Here is a 24,820-nt window from a genome sequence, read left to right as displayed (position 1 = left end):
GAAATGCGAAGAGATTCAAGATAATAGTGAGGCGATCATCAAGAAGTGCGAAGAAATTAAACACAACAGTGATGCAATTATTTCGATTAAAGAGTGTTGCGAGATAAATAGCCAAAACATTGTCCACAATAGCAATGCGATTGTTAACTTGATCATGAATAACTCAATTTTGATTATTCAGAACAGCAATGCAATTGTATCACTTAAAGAGTGCTGTGAAACAAATAGTCAAAATATTGTTAACAACAGTAATGCGATTATTAACCTTGTTGACTGTTGCATAGACAATAGCAATGCTATTATCGATCTTGAAGAATGTTGCCGACAAAACAGTAATGCCATCGTAACCGGCGATTGTGGTTGTATCTTGACAGAAGCCCCACTGGTAGCCGATGTGTTGATGGTTTGTAACTGTAACGTAGGTCCAATCGAACAGATTGAGGTGCAGGCAGACTTGACCATTAACGGCCAAGGTGCATGGATCATGTTCTCAGATCCTGATACCCCACAGTTTATTGTTGACCCAGGTGTAACGCTGACGCTTGAAAATGTTAACTTGTTCCGCATTAACCGTGCAACATTCCAGCTTGGTGAAGGTTCGGTTGTGGTTATTGGTAACAATGTCACCTTTGAGTTGAGCGAAGATGTTTCATTTGCAGGCGATCAGTTCTTCGTGCTTGGCGATACCGCTAATCCAAATGTATTTACCATTCGCGGTTCTGGTAGTCAAAAACGCTTGATTTTCTTACCAGTCTTTGTTGATACCATTAATGGGCCAGCAGTTGTTCAAAACTTTGACCTTGGTGTCAATACGCTTCAGCTGCAAAATATTGAGCTGATTGGTATTGAAAGTATCGCCATAGACGCTGTACCACTTGTGGGTGGCGGTGTGTTCGTTGGTGCAATTGGCTTATCTGGTAATACCGTCATTGACTTGCTTGAAGACAACGGTGCAAACTTTGTTACAGAAGGTGATAACAACATACTCAGGCTGCTTGAAGACGGCCTGTCACTCAATGGTGTTGCATTGTTCAGTGAGTTCTTTGACAGTGACCTGCATATTCAGTTTGACTTGCTCGCAGTTCTTGCAGCAAACCCTCAAGTAACCTTTGCAGATGACTTTATCTTTGTTGGTAGCACCGATACTAAATCATCACTGATTTTCGATGACAATTCAGTGTCTGTCACCAACCTTGGTTCTAACTCCATCACCGTTGATGAGAATTCATTCCTGGGTGGTCGAAACATCGAGATACTTGATTTCCCAATCAAGCAATCATCAACTAACTTCATTCTTGACTCAACAGTTGCACTCAGCTCCAACTTGCCAGATCCAATTGATTCATCGTTTGTTCGTTCACCAAGCCGTGGTTATGGCTGGTTAGGTAACAGACCTCGGCCACTAACAGCACTTGATGTACGTCGCTCACGTGAATATGCAAATTTACAAAAACGTGCAGCAACAGTAAACCGCGACCTGAGCAACTACAAACCAGCACGCAAAGAAACTGATCGAGCTGGCCGTGTTGTACAGAACCTTGAAATGGTTGCCCAAGCTCGACAAGAAGCACAGGTAGTGTCTGCAACAAAAGATGTCGAGGTGGAGACAGCGTCAAAAACAACACGCCAAATGACACGTGAGTTTGAGTTGCCGGCAATCGTTGAGCTGAAAGTTGAAGATAGTATTGTTCAATATCAAGGTGCGCCGGGTAGTATTTTGGTCCGACGTGGAACACTGACTGAGTTTGGTGTAAGCCCGGTTATCCCGCTTTCATTGTTTATGGATGATCGTGCAGTTCTTGAAATGAACGATGCACCAACAACGCTGAAAGAAGGTGATACAATTTTTGTTCAAGGTGATAACAATAGAATTGTTATTAAGAGTGATTTCTTCATTGAAGGTTCATTCAATTTTAATGAAGAGGCAGATTTAACCTTTGAGTTTGATCGTCAAGCAATTGATCCACAAATAATCTTTAAGACGGTTAATGGCCAAGGCGTTGCTCTTGATAAAGATAACTTCTTGTCATTGCCTAAAAATGTAAAAATCAAATTTGAAGGTGTTGGTACGGTGTGGTTTCAAGATGGTTATAGCATCGAGTTTCGTGGCAACAAACCTGACTTGCAAACTCAACCCCTATGTATACCAATTGAAACAGATCCTCGAAACTTACTCTCAGAAGAAGAGCGTGAGCGCCCATTGTTAGTTTTCAGGGAAGGTACTGCTGTTCGTTTGAGTGGCCTTGCTGATTCAACAGCTGTTGACACAAGCACGGTGGAGATGCACGGTGTGGGTAAAGTTGCGGTTGAAAATGGTGCTCATATATTTGTTGAAGGCGATCAGCAACTTAAATTCTGCCGTGCTATTGATGATGACATTCGTGTAAGCATTGATCACAACGGCGTGCTTGACATAGATGCCCTACGTCAAGATACTGACACAGCATCGCCGCAAGCGTTTGTTTCGTTTGTTGATGGTATTTATGGGCTTAATATTGAGCAAGAAGGTATCATCAGGCTTGGGCGCAACGGTGTGTTTGAATTCCATTCAGACCGTGGCAAGCGCAAGCGTGGCTTGCTTGTAGATCTAAGGGTTGTCTATCAAGGTCAAATTTTAATGGATGATGAAACGAGTACCATTAGGTTTGGTTTCAACTCGCTTTCGCCTAAAATGGCGATTAACTGGCCATTCCCGGCAGATCTTGTTGGCGGTATTATTTCGGGTGACGGCTTTGTAGAACTTGTTGAAACAGGGTTCTCTGGTCAACTACAGTCAGTCAAGTTTGAAGAAATATTTGACGAGATTAAAACACAAGAGCTCGTTCGTGAGCTTATCAACCAGGTCCCAAGCTTGAGCTTTAGCACCTTCTTCATTAACCGTGATGGTGATAAGAAGTTGCTCAATAAAGAAACAAGCTTGTACAAGCCACCATTGCCAACAATTATTAATTTGCTTGACGATGACATCATCACTGGAGATGATCCTGCAAATGGTTCAGTGTCTGGTACTAATGGTGGTATCTCCTTTGTTATCCTATCAAATGGTACAAGAGCCTAGAATGAATGGGAAAAGGATTGGAATAATGAATTTTTTACGCGGGGGAAATTGAGATGATTGGTAAGTATAAGGTTATGTGCAAAACAAGTGTTCGTAAAATGAAAAAAGGCTGCATGAATTTCAAAAAGAGTCCCTATTTTCATCTGTATGCTATCATTGTGTGCGTAATCGCTATTTTGATGGTATTTGCATTTGCATTTACTCGTTGGTCAAGCAATGCTGACAGACGTCCGGCAATCAGATCTGGCATAGCTAACGAGTCGCCTTTTCGCCAAGCAAGCAACGATGACTCAATGAGTCAAATCAAGCAGAGCATGATGGGTATTGCCCAGCGCATTGAGAGCTATGCTTCTCAAACAGCAAGTAATGTTAATGATCTCAGAGAGCATGTAAAAAACACTGATAAAAAACTGGCAATGCTTGAGAATAAAGTGCAGTCAGGATCAGAGGGTAGTGCTTCAGATCTTGATCAGCACATAGAAAAAGAGGTTAATCGGCAAATTGCGGTATATCGAGAAAAAGTTCGTCGAGCACGAGCAGCAAAGAGACGATAAACAAGGCGGGTGAGTTTTTATGAAGAAGGTAGGAAGGAAAATGATAAAAAAAATGTATGTCATTGCACTGCTGAGTGCAAGTATGCTGTGGGTGTGTGCACAGGCAAAGGTGGATGATTCCTACATCACGGCAAAAGTGCAGCGGGAGGTTTCAAAGCAAATTAAAGCCGATGCTAAAAAAGAAAAGAAGGTATATACCAACAGGGTTAAAGCTGACGACAAGGGCGTGTACCTTTTGCCTAATATTCCCCACTATTCCTACTTTTTTAGAAAAGGTGACTTGGTAAGTTTGTGGTACAGCTTTGAGCATGCATCACAAATGTACAATTCAGATGGTCGCACGCGTGATTTGTCTCACTTGCAGTTTGGTGAGTGTCCAGTACGAATCCAAGATATTTTGCTTTCAAGTAAATTGGCAAATACGCCGCGAGCGGCAACTGGGGCTGGCAATTTAAAGTCGAAGCATTTTGATTTGCCCATGGCAAAACCTGATGCTGCTACAGTGGCGCGTGAGTTACAGCGCGGTGAGTATTTTCTCAGTTTACTTGCGGATCAAGAGCTTGTTTTTGATGCGAAACAGCATAGCCATCAGTTTTCTATAGATTATATTCGCTCGTTTCATGGCGGCGATATTAATGTTGGGTTTCACATTCCCATAAAAGCTATCAATCATAAGTTGCGACTGAAAAATTGTATAGATTCTGATAAGCGTAAAAAAATAGAAGACATAGAGCGGGCTAATCCTCTTCCTGGCGGTGATAATGTCCAATTTTTCTCAAAATATTGTGACCTTGAGGGGTTTTTAGAAGAGATACTGCGTAGAAAGTGTATGTGCTTTAACAAAAAAAGTGGTCTTGTTGGGTTGGGTGATGCCATGGGGTATGTTAACTTCAACTTCACCGGCAAGCACATTGACCGTTTTATTTTAGGGTTTAGTGTGCAAATGCCAACAGCGCATGAGCGTAATGCTGACAACCTGTGGCAAATTGATTTTGGTAATGGCGGTTTTACTGAGCTGTCTGCATTCATTACGTCAATGTGGGAGCTTCGCCGTTGGTTGAATCCATACGTTCATATTCGTGGAACCTATAGTACCGATGCTCGTGTGAATCGTCGAGTTCCAAGTATTAAAGAGTTTGATGGAACAGCTGCTGGTGGGGGCGGGAAGTTTGCTGCATTTACAAATGATCCAGCAACAAATTTAGTTTTTGGTGAAAATGTTATGTACAGGGTTGCTGATGCCGTCAAGTTCTCATTGCCAGACTCAACAGCACGTAATTTTGCCGATGGTGCTCACCGCATTAAAATCCACCGTGGGGGTGAGTTATTTATGCGTATTGGTAACTCATTTGCTCGTGTGTTCTCAAGCCGCTTGTTCTTCGACATTTTCTATGATCTCGATCTAAGAGGGCGTGATTATAAAGCATCAAACGATAGCCGTTGCAAAAAACTGTGTCCAGACATTTTGATGTGTCATACTTGGTCAACAAAACACAAAATCTCTGGCTCTATGGCTTACCAGTTTGACGATGGTGTTCGCCTCTTTTTGGGTGGTAACTATGTTTTTGCTGGTCGCAATGCACCAAAATCATTTGGTGTTGATGCTGTTCTCAATGTTGAGTTTTAGGGGCAGCTAAAAAAGATCAGATATGTTGGGAAAAAGTACAGCGTTGTTTTTTATCAGCTTTCTGTGCTTTTTCCCATTATCTTCAAAAGTTGATCTAAAAACATTATTTGATGCGAGTACTCCAACCGGTTCAATGCTGCGAGTTGTTGGTAGCCAGGGCAGTACAGAACGAGAAATTTATGCATATACAACGTCTCGAGTAACAAGGGGGCTTTTTTTAGAGCAGCATGTTCAAGGCATTCTTGACCAGGTTGCACAACGAGAGCAGTTGTATGCTTGTGTTCATGGTTCTGATTATGTTGTTGTTTATCACGCTCAGTCCAGCCTTATCACCTTCGTGCAAGATTTTACGACAGTTTTGTTTGATGTTTTTAAAAATAAAAAACTGACCAACACGGTGCCGTTACGCTGCAGTTCAGAGCTCTTTGATCAGTACAAAGATGTAACAAGCTTAGTTGCGTTTTTTGATGAGCATTACCAGCACAATATTGCTTGGATTGATGATAAGCATCTTGTGCGTAATGTTTTACTTTCGGTTAACCCGACGCTTATCTCAAATATTGTACCGTTGCGGCTTGGGGATTGTTCGCTTGATTATTTTGCAACGCCTCGTTTACCCAGAGCATTACGCTCCAATGGAGCAAAAGAAATTTTGCGATCTGTTTTTCACGTGTTTGGAATTGAGCAATTTCCAGCAACGCTTGAGACCGTTTTGCAAAAGATCGTTGATGGTGCAGAGCATGAGTTTGGTGATGTGCTTAAAAAAAATGGGGGCTGGTTATTGCAGATTTTTATTCCCAAAGTACTTGCCGATAAATATTTGTATTGTTCACTGCCGATGGGTAGGGCAATAAAAACAAAAGAAGGCAAGGTGTTAACAGGTGCTGCCTTGTCCGATCCGTCGTTACTTTGTCATATTGACGGAGTGTATGGCAGGGCTCCGAGGTTTGAAGATAACTTACTTGCTATGCAATTTAGACTATATCCCCATCCGGATGTTTTTTTAGACAATGAAAGTGGCGTCAAAATATTTCGGTATTCTCGCTATGCTAAAAAGCAAAGCGATGTGGACGCTTACTGGGCAGACCTTTATAACATGGTTCGTGAGCTGAAAGAATATGAAGAACAAAAAAGTGTATCGCAGCGTTAGAACCGTCGCACTTTTGACCTTTGTCGCTCGTCTAGGTTGTGCAAATAATGCTCCCTTTGATTTGCTGAATTGTTTTTTGCCAGCAACTCCGACAGGGGTGGTTTTGCGGTTTCAAGACCAAGAGACAAAGCGAGCATGCGCTGATCACATTAATGGTTATATGAGCAGCTGTAATGCGATAACGGGAACAAGGCATGCGGATATTTTACAGGAACCATATGTTCAGTCGATGCTGGTTCAGATTGGTCAGCGTGAAGCTTTTCATTGTAATGGCAAAGACAAAAAACATGATACGCATATCGTTTTGTATCACGCTCAGTCAGCCTATGTGACGCTATTTCAAGATTTGGTAGCGGTTTTTTTAGATGTTTTTCATGGTCAGAAGTTGAGCGAGGTTATCCCCCTGCGTTTGCCGTCTAAGGGTTTTGCAAAATGTTATTCTATCAAGGAGCTATTAGATCATTTTTTTCAATGTTTTTATCACTTTTGGACTGATGTCAAAAATCCCTATGTTTCCGATGTGCTGATTTCAACCTCGCCCTCGCTTTTTAGTAGTGTTACAAATTTAAAAGAATGCAGCTGGGACTATTTTATGTTTCCTCGTGTACATGGTATGACACCTGAAAAGCTGGTAAAAAGTGTTTTTGAATACTTTGGGTGTACACATTTGTATGATTTATATGGCAAAGACCTGGTCAGCAAGGTGGGTGGTGACGTGAAAAATAACGTCGTTACCCGCATGATTAACGGCTCTGAGGGCTGGTTGTTACAGATTTTTATTCCCAAAAAGATAAAGGTTGTGCGTAAAGCAAGAGCGCCTCATTGGAGCCAGACATGGTTTTTATCTGAAAATGTACGGGATGACAGTTTTTGCAAGATAAATGAGGTTTTGGATTTTGATAAAACTGACGAATATGACGATGAGTCCAATGTTGTTAATATGTGTGTTTATCATTGCAAGCAAAATGCTGCGCCATATGCAGGCCAGACTCAGAAGGCAGCGGTAATATTGCATGATTTTAGGGATAATCCTGCCCGAGCCTGTCAGGATGTTGTGACATACTGTTCCGAGCGCGATCAGGCTGCACGGCTCATTTCTATGCAGTTTCGGCTTTTTCCGCATCCAGAGATGTTTTTAGATGATAAGAGTGGTATAAAAATATTCATGTACAGTCGAAATCTTAAAGATCAAAAAGACGTTGATGCTTACTGGGCTGAGCTGTATCGCATAGTTAATCAAGTTAAAAATTCTATATGTAATTAATTAAGATGGATTGCTTTTGATTTTTAAGATACCCATTTGTATTGCGCATAGAATTATTATATAATTATTTGAAATAATACTATTTATTCAAATGTGGGTTATTTTCAGAATGTGAGGTTTAATATGAGGTTATATTTCTCAAAGCGTTTGCTGTGCAAGCTTATGCTCATTACTTTTCTTTTTCACGGTTATGTTAGATCGTTTGACTATAAAAATTGTTTTTTGCCGGGAACGCCAACAGGCTCATCGTTGCAAAGTTTTGGATACGACGTAGATGATTATTTTTCCTGGCACTCAAATGATTTTAATGATAAACATTTCCAGAATGTATTCAAACAAATTGGGCAACGTGAGGCAGAGTATTGCAACGGGCAAGATAAGGTACATGATAATTACGTTGTTTTGTACCATGGGCAGTCCCACTACGTAACTTTTTTTCAAGATCTTGCTAGAGTGTTTTTTGAGAAAATGCATAACTGTACTTTCAAAAATTTGGTTCCGCTCAGATTACCCTCAGGAACGTTTAAACAGTGTGAGGATGTTGACACACTGATCACGTATTTTGATAAAAAATATCGGTATTGGGATGATGATGGTTTCCCTGAAGTGATTGATGCATGCATGTCTACGAGCCCGTCGTTATTTTCAAACATTAACAACTGGGGTGAGTCAACCTATCAGTGTTTTACCAAGCCTCATCCTTTAGGATTAAGTTTTTCAGTAACAATTAACAAGCTGGTTGAAAAGGTTTTTGCCTATTTCAATCTGAAAAATTTTTATTCATCGTATGGAAGTGAATTGACACAAGCAGTTTGTGGTATGCGTGAGAACACAAAGATGCAAAAGATCTTAACGCCGGGTGAAGGGTGGCTACTACAGATATTCTTACCTAAAGCAACTGCAGTGCAATGTTCTATGCCTTACGAATGGAAGAAATACTGGTTCTTGTCGGAGCCAATGACTTCAAGTGTCTACCAAAATTTGGCCAGTCTTGCGCGGGCGATAGTTGGTGGTAGCGCTACGCCAACACATCAGAAAAAAAATGTTGTAGACTCATGTGTGTACCTTTCAAAAGCATTTGGCTTTCCAATTAAAGGTGGCAAGGGTGCTGAAGATGTCCTTGTCGATTATAAAGATGATCCATCTAAGGCGGCCAAGGCAATTGAGGATAATTGTTGGGAGAAGGGGCAACATGTTTTGCTTTACATGCAGTTTCGTCTCTATCCTCACCCAGACGTCTTTTTAAATGATAATAGCGGCGTCAAGATTTTCAGGTACTCTCGTTATGAAAAGAACCAAAAGGATCTTGATGCTTACTGGGCTGAGCTTGGTCGAGTAGCCAACGAAATTAAGGAGCAGGCAGCTTAGGTTGTTGAATACAGCTATAATTAAATGACTAGTAAGATTTTTTTGTATGCATTGCAAGATAAAGGTGGCCGATAAAGGCCACCTTTTTTGTTGTGCTTTACCTAGGACAAAAAACACCGTAGACTAAGAAGGGTAAAGCATTTGTCAGAGCTAAAAATCCAGGGGAAAGCGTCGTGGCAAGATTTCTATTAAGTCCAAATGTTGTCTCTATGTTCCGAGTCTTTTCTTCGCCGATACTTGCATGGTTTTTTTTGCAGGATGGAATTTTTTTGATTCCAGCATTCGTGGTGTTTACGTTTGCGGTTCTTTCGGATGCTTACGATGGTCACTTAGCTCGTCGTTATGACCAGGTTACAAAGGCGGGAGCATTATTAGATCCGTTAGCCGACAAAATATTGGTGCTCAGTATGCTTGCAACTTTTTGGTATAAAGGTCTTGTGGATGGCTGGGTTGTAGTGCTTGTTTTGTTGCGCGATGTTTTTGTCACCACATTGAAAGTCTATGCTGATCAGCAAGGATTTTGCCTGCCTACGCTCATGCTGGCGAAGTACAAAACGTTTATGCAGTTTATGGCAATCTATCTTGTTTTTTCCAGCGCGATGTGTGCATGGCTTTGGCCTGATCTGGTTGATCATGCACGTATGATGTTTATTACCAATGTAGCCATGTATGGTGTTGCGTTTTTAACAGCATATACAGCGACTAGCTACTGGATGGTGTATCAAAAGAATAGAAAACAATTTTATGGTAAACAGTCATCAGCTGAGCATGATCAAATTGTAACAGAATGAGCCCTAAATAATGAACAACTTACAAGCACGTTTGAGTGAGGTTATCGCGACACTTTTATATGTGGGGTATGTTCCGTATGCTCCCGGTACTATAGCAAGTTTTGTAACAGTAGTTGCGGCGTATGTGTTCTCGTTTTCACGCTTGAATCAGCCGCTTGTCATGCTGTTTTTATCTGTTTTATTTGCTATTGGTTGCTTGAGCTCACATTTTTTTATTAGACTTTCTCCCAGCATAAATAGCGATGATGATCCAGGAATTATTGTTATTGATGAAGTGTTTGGCATGATGATCGCACTTGTGTGTGTGCCTGGTGATGTAATGTGGTATGGAATGGCCTTTATTCTCTTTAGGATATTTGATATTGCAAAACCGTATCCTATTTCGTTTTGTGAGCGTAACATTCGTGGTTTTTTAGGCATAATGCTTGATGACCTGTTAGCCGGCCTGGGTGCACGCTTTGTGCTTTGGGCCATGATGACGTTGTATTAAGAAGAATTTGAGTAAAAAAGTTTATTTGGAGGGGCACATTTGCCTATCACGTTAAACAACAGTAGACTAATAGTCTATTTTCGTAAATTCGATTTTGTGGGTTGGTAATTTTATGATGCTTGCAGTGCTTGTCTCTTACACAGAAAGGAAAGTGCATGTCTGAAACGAATACAGGTAAAAATGGTAAAAACAGTGGTGCTGTGTCATTGCTTTCAATTGAGAAAGAATTAAAAACTTCGTTTCTTGATTATGCAATGTCAGTTATCGTCAGTCGTGCACTGCCCGATGTAAGAGACGGTCTTAAGCCAGTTCATAGACGAATTTTGTATGCAATGCATACGCTAGGCTATTATCATGAGCGTCCTCCTCGTAAATCAGCAACGGTTGTTGGTGAAGTGATTGGTCATTATCATCCGCATGGTGATCAGGCCATTTACCAGTCCATGGTTGGTATGGTGCAAGATTTTTCAAAGCGTTATCCATTGCTCGACGGTCAGGGTAACTGGGGATCTGTTGACGGTGATAATGCTGCAGCTATGCGTTATACCGAAGTGCGCATGGCAAAAATTGCCCGTGATATGCTCGCCGACATTGACAAACAAACGGTACTTTTTGTTCCGAACTTTGATGAATCACGTAAAGAACCAACCCTGTTGCCAAGTAGAATTCCAAATTTGTTGGTTAATGGTTCCACCGGTATCGCCGTTGGTATGGCGACGTCCATCCCTCCCCATAACCTTAGTGAAGTCGTTGAGGCTTGTATTGAGCTTCTCAAAGATCAAAATATTTCTGAGGAGCGTTTGTTTGAGCTTATTCCTGCTCCAGACTTTCCAACAGGTGGCATTATCTGCGGTCGTTCTGGCATTTTGAAAGCATATCGCACTGGTCACGGCCAAGTTATCATGCGTGGTGTGGTTGATATCGAAGAAAATAAAAAACAGAACGCTATTATCATTACTGAGTTGCCATACCAAGTGAATAAGGCTGACTTGATTACCAAGATTGCCGACTTGGTTAAAAACAAAGTTATTGAAGGCGTGAGCAATATTCGCGATGAGTCTGATCGCCGTGGTATCCGTGTTGTTATTGAGCTTAAACGTGGGGAAATGCCGCAGGTTATACTTAACCAAATATACAAATTTACGCCATTGCAAACAGCAATGTCTATCATCATGCTCGCCTTGCATCAAAACCGCCCAATGATTTTCACACTGCGTGAAATGCTTGATTATTTCTTGATGCATCGCAAAGAAATAATTATCAAGCGTACAGAGTATGACCTTGCAAAAAATAAGGCCCGAGCACACGTTCTTGAAGGTTTGATTAAGGCCTTGGATAAAATTGATGAAGTTATTGCCTTAATTAAAAAAGCGCATACAGCTGAAGATGCTTCCACGCAGTTGCAGGGCACCTTTGCACTAACAGCCGAACAAGCGAAAGCTATTCTTGAGATGCGCTTGCAGCGTTTGACCGGACTTGAGCGTGAAAAGATTGAAAATGAAATTGCAGAGCTCAAGAAAATTATAGCAAAGCTTGAGCTCATTTTAAGTGATGAAGCCGTCTTGACCCAGGAGTTGATTGAGGAGCTTGAACAAGTTAAGTCCTCGTATGGTGATAAGCGTAAAACGCGTATTGAGGGGCCAGTTGATGGTATTGTTGAAGCTGATCTAATTCCTGATGAAGAAGTCGTTGTTACTTTAACGCGTAAGGGATACATGAAGCGCGTACCGCTTGACACGTATGCTGTTCAGCATCGTGGCGGTAAAGGTAAGAAAGGCATGGCAGACCTTGAAGAGTCTGATGATGTGGTACAAGATCTTTTTGTTGCCAGAAATCATGATGATCTTCTTTTCTTTACCAATCAGGGACGCGTCTATAGCTTGTCTGTTTTTCAAATTCCAGAAGGGTCACGTACTGCTAAGGGGCGTGCGGTAATCAATTTACTGCAATTGACTGAAGGTGAACAAGTTATCAAACTCTTGTGTACACGAGATATGGAAAACAAATTCTTGGTTATGATTACCAAGAAGGGCGTCATTAAAAAGACTAATGCTATGGATTTTGCAAAAATTCGTAGCACTGGTATTCGTGCGCTTAACCTTAACGAAGGTGACGAGCTAGCATTTTGTGACATGAGCTCAGGACATGACACCATTATTATTGCCTCAAAGCATGGACAAGGGATTCATTTTAAAGAAAGTGAAGTGCGTGCAATGGGGCGTCAAGCTGCTGGTGTACGTGGTATTTTGCTGCGTAATGGCGACGAAGTGGTCGGTCTTGAAGTTATTGCGCCAGAGCAGCAGGGTGATGTGCTGTTTGCAACATCACGTGGCTATGGCAAGCGTGTGCGAGTACAAGATTTCCGTGTTGCACACCGTGGTGGTGTTGGTGTTCGTACTATTCCAACAGATACGCGAAATGGTTTTGTCATTGGCCTTGTGCGTGTTAATGAAGAATCAAATATTCTGCTTATGGACACTAATGGTAAAATTATTCGCCTCTCACCTCAAGAAATCAGAACGATGGGACGCCAGGCAAAAGGTGTTCGCCTAGTCAGACTTGATAAAGACCAAACACTTGCAATGTTGTTTGCGTTTGAGGAAGGTGGCGATGATGATGGTGAGCAAGCAGATAAAGTAAACGACACAGTGCCAAGGCAGGATGCTGAGCAAACAACGGATCAAGAAGAGCAAGAAGAACAGACAGCTGGGGAACAAAGCGAAGATGAGTCAGAGTAATCAACAGGTTTTATTGCATCTGAGCTTAATTGCAGGCCTTGGGCCTGCACGGGCTTTAAAGGTTGTACAGCGCTTGTTGGGTCAGCATAAAGAGGTTGACAATGCTGCCTTATTCACCATCCAAAGCTCATTTGACTTATCTGAGGTGTATCAGCTAGCTGTTGGTGACGCCATCAAAAAACTGGGTCTAACAGAGCCGGTTGCGCGTGTGCTTGTTGAAGGACTTGCAGATCGCAAACGGTTTGAAGACGAGTTGTATTTGATGCAGCGCCATGATGTGCAGTTGGTTACACTGCTTGATCAGAACTATCCTCGCTCGCTTGCCAACATTCATTTACCACCGCTTGTGTTGTACTTACAGGGACAACACTTAGTCCAAGAGCGCAAGCGCTTAGCACTTGTTGGCTCACGTGATATGAGTGAGTATGGTAAGCAAGTTGTCACACAATTGGTACCAGAGCTTGTGGGTGCAGGATTTGATATTGTCAGTGGAGGTGCGTATGGTGTTGATAGCGCTGCGCACCAAACAACGCTTGATGTGGGTGGACGTACCGTTGTGGTATTGGGTTCTGGCCTGCTTAATGTGTATCCACGTTCCAACAAAAAAATGTTTCAGCAGGTGCTTGAGCAGGAGGGCGCGGTAATTTCGGCGGTGCATTTGTATGCGGAGCCTGATCGCTTTAACTTTCCAGCGCGTAATCGAATTATCTCTGGTCTTAGTCAGGGGACCATTGTCGTGCAAGCGGCCGAAAAAAGTGGGTCGCTCATTACAGCAAAATATGCGCTTGAACAAGGCAGACAAGTATTTGCAGTGCCTGGTTCGGTATATGATCAGCGTAGTGTTGGTTGTCATAATTTGATTAAGCAGGGTGCTGTGCTTGTGCACAATGCGCAAGACATAATCAATGAGTTTGACGTCCAGTACAGCTCACGTAACATGTCAGTGTTTGAACAACAAAAAACTGCAAGTCAGTCTCAGGTTCAGGTTGGCGATCCGTTGCTTGAATACTTTTCTGGCAGCATGAGTGTTGATGAGCTTTGCCAAAAAACAGGGCTTGACCAGCATGTGCTGCATGACAAATTATTTGAACTACAGCTTGAAGGTAAGATTAAACAAAATTTCATTGGAGGATGGGAGCGTGTCTAAGCAAGACATTCTATATTTGGCATCACAATCGCCGTCTCGGCAACGTTTATTAAAGCATGCACGTATTCAGTTTAAAACGCTTGAGCATGGTAGTGATGAACGCAGTGTTGTCCACCGGTTTAATTTTGATGAATATGTCATAGACATTGCAAAAGATAAAATGCGCACAGTTAAATTACCGCATACGTCAGAGCATGAAGATGATGTGTTGTTTGTTCTTACTGCTGATAGTATGGCGCGCGATGAGCAAGAAAATGAAGTGTTTGGCAAGCCTGAAAATATTGAAGATGCTCATCGTATGGTCAAAATTATTGGGCAGCGGCCAATTCAAGTGGTCACCGGTTGTTGTTTGTACAAGTTCAAGAAAGTACAAGGAGCGTGGGAGCGTACAGACGCTGTAGAGTGGTCAACGCAGGCTCTGGTCGAGTTTTATATTGATCCTGACATGATTGAGACATACTTTGAAATAATGCCTGCTGCACTGCATGCGTGTGGCGCAAGTATTATTGAAGAGTATGGCTATAGCTTTTTAAAGTCGGTTCAAGGCTCGTTTACCACGATCCTTGGGCTTCCTGTTTACCAGCTCAGACAAGCACTTAAAAAACTCGACTTTCGTTTTTAGTTAGTTGGGGGATCCTGCTTCTTGCTACTCCCTAGTTGGGGTATCCAGACTAGTTAACAGAATCTTTGTTTGATGGTTCCCAGTTTTTAAGCAGTTGTTCAACCAAAACGCCGGCAGCCTTTTTTTCTTGTTCAGTTTTTGGTGTGTGTGTGGTTTCTTCACGCGCTGCTTTGCTCAGCTGGTGTTGGGCCTGTTGCATGCTCAGCCAGATTGTTTTGTCATTCAAACTCTCATTGGTGAGCTTTTGCAGCGCTGGTAGCATGGCCTCTTTTGACTGTGGGTCAAAATTGCCCGATTCCAAATGTTGAATGAGTGTATCTTCAAGAAACACCAGAAAATCAAGAACGGACGTGTAGAGCTGTTCTGTTGTTTTTGACGATTCGAGTGCTTCTACCTTTTCAAGTTCTTGAGCGAAACCATTTTTGATTGCATGTTTGATCAGAGAATGCAGCATGGCCTTTTCATTCTTCATGAGCCAATTGATTAAGCTGATTAGTTCAAGTGAAATAGAAATATGGTTTGACATATTTTTCCTTTCACTACAACTCGGGAAAGATTTTATCCTGCCTAAAGCATACCAAGAGCTGCAGTGCATTTACTAGTAAGTTTTATTTTCCCCTTAAGCTATCAGTATACTTTGTTTATTGACATTTTATAACCTAAAAAATATGTTGTTTCTCGATAATTTCATTCAGTAATTTATTTTCTATTATGTATTGTTTTGGGCCTGTTTTATGAAATAGTTAGAGCTGATTGAGGTAGGCTCTGATGCCATTGCCAATGCCTTGAGCAACAAGTGCTCGGTATGATGATTTTGATAAGAGTTTAGCCTCTTTTATGTTTGAAATAAAGCCGACTTCAACAAGTGCCGCTGGTGTACTTGCGCGTAAGAGTACGCGCAGGTTGTCTGATTTAAGGCCTCGGTCAATGATATCGATGTTGCGGGTCTTGAGATGTTGTATCAAGTGTGACTGAATCATGTGAGCAAGGTTTTTGGAAACATTAATGACGTTTTGCTGCTGCGCGTCAATGAGTTTTTCAAGGTCATGATCTTTGTCCATGTTGACAAAAAAAAAGCCCCCGTGTCGAGTTGGGGGCAAAACGTTTGTTTCGCTTAAGTAAAACGTCTCTATGCCGGACTGTTCGGTTGTTTTTTTGCGAGATGAGTTAACGTGAATTGAGACAAACAAATCAGCTTTAAGTTGTGTTGCCAGTTCACTACGTTCTTTTAGACTAACGAAGGTATCTTCACTACGTGTGAGTAGTGCTGCGTAGCCTTCTTGCTTAAGGTTGTGTTGTAATTTTTTTGCTATGTCTAGGGTGATGTGTTTTTCTGTTGTTGAAAAATGTCCCTGAGCACCAAGATCACGCTGGCCATGCCCAGGATCGATGACTATGCGTTTTGGGCTAAAACTTGCAAGTTGTAGCATGCTGTCTGTCTGTGTTGGTAGTTTGTCGGCTTGTGCCTGCAAAATAATTTGATTTTTAGCCTTTATTTTTTCAAGGTTTTCCTGCGTAAAGATATCTAAAATTAGTCTATTTGGCTCTTCCATTTTATTCCAACGGATGAGCAACTTATTTTTTGTCGTGCTACTTTTACCTTTTTCTGTGTTTGTTTTTTCGCTTTCAAACTCAAGTAAAATGACGATCTTGGGTACTTTTTGCAGTTTTTCAACGATGGAAACGTTTTTGAGCAGACCATCTTTTTTTAGGACATCAAGCTTTTTAATAACGTGGTCAACATCGACGTTTTGTAGCCGCATGCCGGGAAAAGCAAGTTGTAGCTGCAGTTTATCTTTTGATAGCTTACGCTCAAAATAGATTGGGCTGGTGAAATCAAACATAATTTGTGTGGAAAACTCGTTGTTACAGACCTCAACCCAGTTGATACGGTTGATTTCTCGTGCTTGTGTCATACCTTTTAAGTATTCGCTTAAGTTAAGTGTCGCATGCGTTTGTTGCAAACAAAGACCGGCAAGCGATAATGCTTGAACGTACGATTTTAAAAATTGCCGTTTCATGATATCTCCCCCTCAATTGATTTATCATACTTTATGCTAACACTGACTCCTTGTCAGGATCAACAAAATAAATATTGTCTTTATTTTTAATCGTTTTTATCAATGTTTTTATAACTGAAAAAATATTAATTAATTTTGAATGTTATGGGTTTTGTGTTAGAAAGTGTGTATGATTACACAATGAAAATTTGAATGAGCCCTTTAGAGTAATGAGATGAATATTGAAAAAAAGATACCCCTAAATGACAAAAACTGGTTTAGAACTGGTGGCAACGCGCGTTATTTTGCCCAACCTCAAAGCGAGCAAGAAATGCAACAAGCATTGCGCTTCGCTCATGAAAGCAATAGTGACATTTTTCTGCTTGGGCAGGGCGCAAATATACTTATGAGTGATGAAGGTTTTGGTGGGCTTGTTCTCAGGCCACAACTCAACAACATTACGTTTGACAAAGCAACGGGCTGTGTGCGTGCGGGAGCGGGTGTATGTATGCAACGCCTCATTGAGCAATGTCTTGATAACCAGCTGATTGGCCTTGAAGATTTTTCAGGGATTCCTGGCACGGTTGGGGGTAGTATGTTCATCAATATTCATTATTTTCAGTTTTTGCTGAGCGATTTTTTAGTCTCTGCTCGTGTTATTGACAAGCAAACAGGCCAGGTGGGCACAGTTGAGCCAGCTTGGTTTAACTTTGGCTACAATCAGTCAACGCTGCAAAAACGTACACATTACCTGCTTGATGCGACATTTCAACTGACGCCTGTTGACCCGTTGCAAGCTGCCTATGCTCGTGGACGGCGTGATGAAATTATTAAACACCGCAACAGGCGTTATCCGCTTGAGCGTACCTGTGGCAGTTTTTTTAGAAACTTTGCTGACCATGAGCTGCCGTTTGAGGTGCAGGGAAAAAAAATACCGTATGTTGCTTATTATCTAGATAAAGTTGGTGTTCGTGGTGCTTTGAGTTTTGGTGGCGCGGCTGTGTCTGCCCATCACGCAAATATGATCGTCACACGTGAGGGGGCGACGTCGGCCGATGTTATTGGTCTTGCTCGGCTTATGCAGCAGAAAGTGTTTGATACTTTTGGCATTGTGCCCCAGCCGGAGTGTTTGCTCGTTGGGTTTGGGCAGTATCCATTATGGCAGCCTGTGATGGACGACAGCAGTGGTGTAGTTGCACACTTGGAAGACTAGTTCTAGATCAGACGTTATCCTCTGGCTTTACCAGAGGATCTAGATCCCCGATCGGAGTCGGGGATGACCCCCTTCAGACTCGTCACCCTGGACTCTGATCCAGGGTCCATTTCTAAAAATTAGATCTAAAACTTATTTGAATATTTTCATGGATCCCGGCTCGTGGGCCGGGATGACGAGTGTTGAATCGAGGATGACGGTAAAAAAATTAATCTGGTTGTAAAGAACTATTATTGTCTCGTGTCTTCCTGAACTTGTTTCAGGATCCAGAAATTAATTTTCCTTATCAAATCTCATCGTTTAAAATCTTATGTCTATAATCACGCATAAGCCCAACCATAAAGGTTAAATTGTGAATGCTTGCCAGATTGTATGCACTAATCTCATGCGCCTTAAACAAGTGGCGCAAATATGCGCGTGAGTAATGTTTACAGGTGTAGCACACGCACGCAGCATCAACCGGGCTTAGGTCGGACTTAAATGCACTACCATAGATGCGTAAATTCCCTTGAGAGGTAAACAACAAACCATGGCGAGCAGCTTTGGTTGGGTGTGAACTGTCGAAGGTGTCTATACCGAGTGGAACACACGCCTCAAGTGATGGCAGGTCGCCAATGCCGAGCAAGTGGTTTGGTTTGTCATCAGGCATATGCGGCATAAGCTTGCTTAGCATGGTTACCATTTGCTCACGCGTTTTGCCCAAACTGCCGCCAATGGCAAAGCCATCAAATGGCATTGCTGTTAGCGTGGTGCAGCTAAGCTTTCGCAAATCAGGATCAATACCGCCGTGAATGACTGCGTACAACGCTTGATTATTTTTTTGCTGAAGGTGTGCTTGCAGGCTACGTTGTTCCCAGCGGTGTGTGCGTGCAAGGCTGTTGATCAGTTTGCGTGGCGTGGTGTGATATGGTGGCAGTTCGTCAAAAGCGACAATGATGTCAGCACCAATTTGTTTTTGTGCAGCGATAGAACTTTCTGGTGTGAGTAAAATTTTTTCTCCATCACGATATGAGCGAAACATGACACCTTCTTCGTTGATTTTAACCACGCTATTGTCATGTTTTTTGGTTCCTTTGCTTTTAAGTTCGCTATGCACGCTGCCATACATCAGGCTAAAAACTTGAAACCCGCCAGAGTCGGTAATGATGGGAATGTTAGTGTTTGAAAATGCGTGAATACCACCGGCCTGCGCGATAGTTTGAGAACCGGGTTGCAGCATAAGGTGGTACGTATTGGCGAACATAATTTGCAGACCAATATTTTCAATCAATTTGGGATCGACTGCCTTCAAACAGCCATTGGTGCCAACAGCAACAAAATTTGGTGTGTCGATAGTACCGTGCGGTGTAACAATTTGGCCAACACGAGCACGAGATTTTTTTGACTGGTGAATAACCTTAAAGTGAAATTGTTTTACTGGGTTGGTGTTTTGCATATTTGTTTCCAAAGACCTATAAATGTTGATGATAATGCGATGACAATCATTTTAATGCTGTAGCTAATCACGATAATGTGAAAGACGTTTGCTACAATGCCGTACAGGGCAAGGATTGTAAACAATACTGTATCCAACAGTTGTGACAAACATAGTGAGAGCATGTTCCGGGTGAAGAGTGTTGACGCAGGCCAGAGCTCCTTGATTTGTGCATAAATGTAGGTGCTTGCATACTGAGAGAGTATGTACACTCCAACTGATGCACTGACAATGCGTAGGCTGTAACCAAGAACCTGGTCAAAATGATGATGCATAATATCAAAGCCGTTTGGCGTGTACCATAGTAAAAACTGCGTCATGGCCATGTAAAAAATAAGTGCTGCAAAACTAATGATGATTGTTTTTTTTGCTTGTTCAAGCCCAAAGTATTCTTGCAAAAGGTTGAGCCCCAAAATACTACCTACGGCAAACACATCGGTGCTGACAACGTCCATGCCAAACAAGGTTATCTGTTTGGTAATAAACAGATTTGCAAGAATCTGTTGCAAGCAGATACTGGCAACCAGTGCCTCTTTACCGAGCGTTAAGGCCCCCAGCGTGCAGCTTGTTACAACGAGTACTTGAAGAAAAAAGATATATTCATTCATTGCTTGTCCTTTCGATTTTTTAGTTGTCAGGAGTGCTTGGCTTATTGTATCATGCTCCAAGTATTGTTTTTCGGGTTGACTTTCTAAATCCATAGTATTTGAGTTTGTAATCTCGTCACTCCGGGCTCGATCCGGAGTCCATTTCTAAAGATAAAATCTACCGCTTGCCTAAGCTTTTTTCTGGATACCGGCTCGTAGGCCGGTATGACGAGGGTTGATGTATACTAGGCGCGCAATGTGCAAATTCTATAGCCTTGGTCAGTATAAAATAAATTCAATCCATGTGCGATGACGAGGCGACTATTTTGTATTGCTAGGCGTCATCCTCTGTGCCCCGTGGCGTCATCCTCCGGCTTGACCGGAGGATCTAAACTCCCAGATTTCGTGGGAATGACGGAGTAATTGCTTTTTTATTGGTAATAATTAGTTTTCCCAGTATACTCTTTTTTTCATTGCTATTAGTAACTAAAAATATTCATCAATTATTGAGGAGAAAAGAATGATTTCATTCAAACTCAGACATGTTGTTTTCTATGTATTGTGCAGTGTTTTTTGTGTTTTTGCAAATGTGCAGTATGCACAAAGTACAGATACAACAGTGCAATCGGGATATGTAAGCACCGAGCATGACCAAGTAGCGCAGGTGTTGCACGTTTATACGCAGTACGGTTCATTTGACGTGACCGAGCCTGTGTTGATTGAGCTGTTTGAGCATGAGGTCATGCAACGACTTAAGCACATTCAACAGTACGGAGTGTTTCGTTTTTCAACCCCTGAGCTTGAAGACTTTACACGTTACGACCACTCTGTAGGTGTGTGGGCACTGTTGCGTCGCTTTGGCGCAGAGCTTGACCAGCAAATTGCCGGTTTGCTACATGATGCAAGCCACACAGTATTTTCACATAGTATCGAGCCGTTTTTTAAGCGAAAAGATGCTGAAAGTTCGTATCAAGACACCATCCATGCTTGGTATTTGGCTCAGCAGGGAGTAAACGAGGTGCTTGAGCGCCATGGCTATTGTATTGAGCAAATCATGCCGGATGACCACATTATGCTTGAGCAACCGTTGCCAGGTCTATGTGCTGACAGGCTTGAGTACAATTTGCGTGCAGGGCTTGACTCAGGCATGATTACACTCGGGGATATGCCAGCTATGCTTGCAGCATTGCGCTACGAAGATGGACAATGGTTTTTTACTGATGCTGCCATGGCGCGCAAATTGGCAGACGTTTCGCTGTATTACACACAGCATGTGTGGGGTGGTCCAGTCAACTACCTCAACAATGAATGGCTTTCTCAGGCGATTGCACGAGCAGTTGAAATAGAGTTAATCAATTTTGATGATATCCATTTTTCTCATGACGATACTGTTTGGCAGATGTTGCAGCAAAGTGATGATGAAGTTATTGCTGGTATTTTACACAAGATTACAACATGTCGTGATTCGTTTGAGCTATGCGAGCCTTGTGATGCCCACATGACCGGGTGTTCAAAGTTTCGTGGTCTTAACCCGCTCATACGCACGATCGATGAGCATGGTCAAGAAGTATTTGTTCGTCTTGTTGACGTTGACCAAGCGTATGCTGAAGCGTTTGATACTGCAAAAAATAACCTCAAACAAGGATGGGGTATTAGATTGCTTGACTTAACTCTTGATAATAATGTTTGCTAGTCGCAGACGTAATTTGAAAAAACGGATGGTTTGTGTACAGTAAAAGGGCATAGTCAAGGTAGTATTCCCCATTGGTGTTATTGGGGATCCAAATAAAAATCTATAAGGCGAAAACGTGTATCAAGTACTTTACGGACGTAAGTGGTGGCTCATTGTTGCAAATGGTTTAACCCTTACGCGTCTTTTCCTTACTCCCATCATTGTTTTTTCGATGTATAAACAGCAGTGGAACCGTGCTTGTGCGCTTTTTTTTGTCGCAGCTATTACCGACATACTTGATGGCTTTTGTGCTAAGCGATTTGGTGCACAAAGTAAGTTTGGCAAGCTGCTTGATCCGTTCGCCGACAAGGTCTTGCTTATTAGTTCATTTTTTTCGTTCATTGTGTGGGGTGGGCAGTGGCTTGCATTGCCTCGCTGGTTTTTTGCGCTTTTGCTGTGTCGTGAAGTAATTATTGTGAGCGGAACCTGTTTTTTGTTATTTTCAAAACCGCACCTTCGCCTGCAGCCACATGTGCTTGGTAAGCTAACAACATTGCTACAGATTTTGTTTATTGCTTGGCTGTTTGTACATCATTTTTATAACTTACACTTTCAGGCTTTAAATACTGTTTTGATTGGAGTGCTCAGCGTCGTGGCTATGGTGTCATTAATGGTGTACATAAGGATAGGCGTTTTGCACTACAGGAGTTGAAAAAAACTGCTGGTGCACAAGAAGAGCTGGATGTCTGCTTTGGCGATCAAAAACATGCTTTTTATTTCTATTCGGTAGGAGAGTTGATTTTTTTATTATTTTAAACATACTTTCGTTTACGCATAAAATAATCGGCTTTGGTAATTTTATCGATATTTGATGAAAGGATGCGGGTAATTTAAAAAATTTGATTTTTTTTGCAAAGATAATAACATATGTTGACTGGTTTTGGTAAGTCTAAACGATACATATTTTAAGGAGTATTTTGTTATGTTGAAAAAATTATTACCAGTAATGTTGCTTGCAACATCACTTAACGCTAATGTGACGCAAAGTGCGGTTGATTTGACCACCCTGTCACAAGAAGAGCAACAAGTTGTTCTTCAACAGCTTATCGGGCAATTGAACGAAGAAGAAAGAGCTGAACTCAAAGCAGCGTTGGCAGAAAATGACAACGACATGATGAAAAAGCTCAAAGATAACAAAGCTCTTGTTATCGGTGGCACAGTTGTACTTGTTGGTGGCGGTGCTCTTGCAGCATGTTACGTCCTCAAAAAGGGTCCATTTGCTCCAGGCGTTGACTACTTGACAATGGATGATGCTAAGCTTGGTGCGCTTGAAAGTGATGACGCTGTTACAGCAGCTAACACAGCTTTTGATGCAGCTGTTAAAGCTAAAAAAGAAGATGCTAAGTTCAAAACATTTGACAGTAATGTTAAACTGAAAGCAGCGCTTGAGCAAGCTACAGAATTTGCTAAGATCTCAGGTGTTTCGGACGGTAAAGTTAAGATTACCGGTGATAGTGGTGATGTTGAAGTTACCGAACAAGCTTTCAAAGACTGGAAAGCACTCAAAGACGAAATTGCTAAGCTTGAAGCTAAAAAAGCTAAAGTTAAAAAGAAAGCTTAACGCTTAAACGCATCTAGTTAAACAAAAAGCGACATAGCTTACCATTATCCAGTCAACACATGTTGCTTTAAATTAGGGACCGAGGTCACAAGCCTCGGTCCTTTTTTGTGGTTGGCCTAAAAGAAAGTATCGACTGTATTTACTAACACTTGACACCGTCGTTCCCGCCCCCTGGTCAAGCCAGAGGACAAGCTCGGCGGGAATCCAGAACTTGGTTTATCATTATCTGGATCCCCGATCGGAGTCGGGGAAGACGAAGTTTTTTGTAAGCCAACTTTCTAATCGTACTGTCTTGGTCTTGTAAGCGATACTAAATGGTAGAGTGAATTTTTAGAAAAATGATAACCGTTCGCGTTTTATAGTGAACTTGGTATACTGCGGATCGATATATCATACATGGTCATTATTATCGTTAATGATGAGGAGTCTTTTTTTATGAATATTTCAAAAACATCAGCCTTGCTTTTGGTGAGTATGTGTGCCTTTGGTTTGCATGCACAAACACTCGTCCAAGAAAATACACAGCAAGAGTGTGCCCCTGTGACATGCGTTGTCAGCCAAGAGCAATGTAATGAACAAGGCAACGTGCAAGACGTTGAGCAGTTTGTGCTTGATCAACTTGCGCAATATGACACGGTTGATCGTGAGCAACTCAAAGAATTGTTTGCTCGTAAGTTTGAAAAGCTAAGCGAGGCCGAGCTGGCAATTATTTTTAAGTTGCTTGATAAAAGTGATGCAGCCGAAGCTGTTGATGGTGAACAAGCGTTGCTTGAACAGGCAAACATGAGTTTGCCTAAAATTGGTAGCGCATTGATGAAGATGAGTGCTTCCGTTGTTGTGTTAGCGGGAATTGATTATTGGTGGGGTGATATGATAGCTAGCAGCAGCGTTATTGCTTCATTTGTACGTAAGCTCAATGAACTGAACAAAGATGGCCAAGCTGGTGGCAGAAAAGATGATGATTGGGCGAAGTCTTTGTGGCGTGCAGGTGCTGTTGTCATTGGTGGTGGACTTGCCGGAGGCTTGACAGGAGAGTGTTTAGGCGATACGGTTGCATTGCTCAGTTTTTCGTCTGATGAAGAGCGCAGTGCAATTTTGGCATGCAGTAAAACATTCTTTTCAGCTTTAGCATCAATGACCATAGCGCTTGCTGTTATTGACGAAGATGACCCTAAGGGGTGGTTGAGTGGCTGGTACGATGCGGCAGCTTCAAAGTCAGATGAGATAAAACAAAAAGCAAAAGAGCTTAAAGAAGCTGCTAAGGCATTACAAAAGAAAGCTGAGCAAGTAGCCGGAGCCGGTGGTGGAGGCGGAAATTAGTATTAAAGATATTTTAACATGAGTAAAAAGCGGGCTGGTAAAACGGCCCGCTTTTGCGTTGTGTATTTTGATATGGTAGGCTTGGTGCATATTATCAGTTAGTGAGCAATTTTTGGGGACTTGT

The 24,820-nt window shown here is 42.0% G+C and carries 20 protein-coding genes; 16 read left to right on the top strand and 4 right to left on the bottom strand.

The genetic code is table 11. The features are described 5' to 3' along the window. The 11 genes from H6679_05335 to H6679_05285 form a co-directional block, all read left to right on the top strand. On the top strand, positions 1-3,058 hold a 3,058-nt coding region (locus H6679_05335), incomplete at its 5' end, for a hypothetical protein (GenBank protein MCB9493669.1). A gap of 53 nt (positions 3,059-3,111) precedes the next feature. Next, entirely contained in the window at positions 3,112-3,612 is a 501-nt protein-coding gene (locus H6679_05330; protein ID MCB9493668.1) for a hypothetical protein, read from the top strand. 40 nt (positions 3,613-3,652) lie between these two features. Beyond that, positions 3,653-5,239, top strand: a complete 1,587-nt coding sequence (locus H6679_05325; protein MCB9493667.1) for a hypothetical protein — start codon at positions 3,653-3,655, stop codon at positions 5,237-5,239. 22 nt (positions 5,240-5,261) lie between these two features. After that, the gene (locus H6679_05320) at positions 5,262-6,389 is read left to right on the top strand and encodes a hypothetical protein (GenBank protein MCB9493666.1); all 1,128 of its coding nucleotides are present in this window, start codon (positions 5,262-5,264) and stop codon (positions 6,387-6,389) included. Next, positions 6,358-7,653, top strand: a complete 1,296-nt coding sequence (locus H6679_05315; GenBank protein MCB9493665.1) for a hypothetical protein — start codon at positions 6,358-6,360, stop codon at positions 7,651-7,653. Before H6679_05320 ends, H6679_05315 begins: the two co-directional genes overlap by 32 nt. 123 nt (positions 7,654-7,776) lie before the next feature. Continuing rightward, positions 7,777-9,021, top strand: a complete 1,245-nt coding sequence (locus tag H6679_05310) for a hypothetical protein (protein ID MCB9493664.1) — start codon at positions 7,777-7,779, stop codon at positions 9,019-9,021. 173 nt (positions 9,022-9,194) lie between these two features. Further along, the gene (locus H6679_05305; protein ID MCB9493663.1) at positions 9,195-9,812 is read left to right on the top strand and encodes a CDP-alcohol phosphatidyltransferase family protein; all 618 of its coding nucleotides are present in this window, start codon (positions 9,195-9,197) and stop codon (positions 9,810-9,812) included. Positions 9,813-9,822: 10 nt separating this feature from the next. Continuing rightward, on the top strand, positions 9,823-10,302 hold the full coding sequence (locus H6679_05300) for a phosphatidylglycerophosphatase A (GenBank protein MCB9493662.1): 480 nt from the start codon (positions 9,823-9,825) through the stop codon (positions 10,300-10,302). Positions 10,303-10,457: 155 nt separating this feature from the next. Continuing rightward, positions 10,458-13,040, top strand: a complete 2,583-nt coding sequence (gyrA, locus tag H6679_05295; protein ID MCB9493661.1) for a DNA gyrase subunit A — start codon at positions 10,458-10,460, stop codon at positions 13,038-13,040. Continuing rightward, a complete protein-coding gene (gene dprA / locus H6679_05290; protein ID MCB9493660.1) occupies positions 13,027-14,187 on the top strand; it encodes a DNA-protecting protein DprA in 1,161 nt (386 codons plus the stop codon). The genes gyrA and dprA overlap by 14 nt, the downstream gene beginning before the upstream one ends. Next, entirely contained in the window at positions 14,180-14,809 is a 630-nt protein-coding gene (locus H6679_05285; GenBank protein MCB9493659.1) for a Maf family protein, read from the top strand. The genes dprA and H6679_05285 overlap by 8 nt, the downstream gene beginning before the upstream one ends. A gap of 49 nt (positions 14,810-14,858) precedes the next feature. Here H6679_05285 and H6679_05280 read toward each other — a convergent pair whose 3' ends face one another. Both H6679_05280 and H6679_05275 read right to left on the bottom strand, forming a co-directional pair. Continuing rightward, complete coding sequence (locus H6679_05280; GenBank protein ID MCB9493658.1) at positions 14,859-15,335, bottom strand: hypothetical protein; 477 nt, start codon at positions 15,333-15,335, stop codon at positions 14,859-14,861. 217 nt (positions 15,336-15,552) lie between these two features. Then, positions 15,553-16,830: an N-acetylmuramoyl-L-alanine amidase gene (locus tag H6679_05275; protein ID MCB9493657.1), complete on the bottom strand. Its 1,278-nt coding sequence runs from the start codon at positions 16,828-16,830 to the stop codon at positions 15,553-15,555. A gap of 214 nt (positions 16,831-17,044) precedes the next feature. Between H6679_05275 and murB the strand changes: the two genes are divergently transcribed. Further along, positions 17,045-18,022, top strand: coding sequence for a UDP-N-acetylmuramate dehydrogenase (murB, locus tag H6679_05270; GenBank protein MCB9493656.1), 978 nt, complete (start codon positions 17,045-17,047; stop codon positions 18,020-18,022). 286 nt (positions 18,023-18,308) lie between these two features. Here murB and H6679_05265 read toward each other — a convergent pair whose 3' ends face one another. Beyond that, on the bottom strand, positions 18,309-19,457 hold the full coding sequence (locus H6679_05265; GenBank protein MCB9493655.1) for a tRNA-guanosine(34) transglycosylase: 1,149 nt from the start codon (positions 19,455-19,457) through the stop codon (positions 18,309-18,311). Beyond that, positions 19,436-20,197 carry a queuosine precursor transporter gene (locus H6679_05260; protein MCB9493654.1) on the bottom strand — a complete coding sequence of 254 codons (762 nt, stop codon included), beginning with the start codon at positions 20,195-20,197 and terminating at the stop codon, positions 19,436-19,438. Before H6679_05260 ends, H6679_05265 begins: the two co-directional genes overlap by 22 nt. A 406-nt stretch (positions 20,198-20,603) precedes the next feature. Here H6679_05260 and H6679_05255 point away from each other — a divergent pair, with 406 nt between their 5' ends. The 4 genes from H6679_05255 to H6679_05240 all read left to right on the top strand — a co-directional run bounded on the left by H6679_05255 (position 20,604) and on the right by H6679_05240 (position 24,696). Then, positions 20,604-21,776: an HD domain-containing protein gene (locus tag H6679_05255; GenBank protein MCB9493653.1), complete on the top strand. Its 1,173-nt coding sequence runs from the start codon at positions 20,604-20,606 to the stop codon at positions 21,774-21,776. Between the two features lie 115 nt (positions 21,777-21,891). Then, a complete protein-coding gene (locus H6679_05250; protein ID MCB9493652.1) occupies positions 21,892-22,467 on the top strand; it encodes a CDP-alcohol phosphatidyltransferase family protein in 576 nt (191 codons plus the stop codon). 270 nt (positions 22,468-22,737) lie between these two features. Then, positions 22,738-23,376 (top strand): hypothetical protein, encoded by a 639-nt coding sequence (locus H6679_05245; GenBank protein MCB9493651.1) that lies wholly within the window; start codon positions 22,738-22,740, stop codon positions 23,374-23,376. Positions 23,377-23,811: 435 nt separating this feature from the next. Further along, positions 23,812-24,696: a hypothetical protein gene (locus H6679_05240; GenBank protein MCB9493650.1), complete on the top strand. Its 885-nt coding sequence runs from the start codon at positions 23,812-23,814 to the stop codon at positions 24,694-24,696. Positions 24,697-24,820 lie beyond the last annotated feature (124 nt).

The organism is Campylobacterota bacterium (assembly GCA_020633995.1).
Taxonomy (GTDB): Bacteria; Babelota; Babeliae; order Babelales; family RVW-14; genus JACKCO01.
Note: the sequence above shows the minus strand (reverse complement) of the source record. Positions and strands in the feature narration are given on the sequence as shown.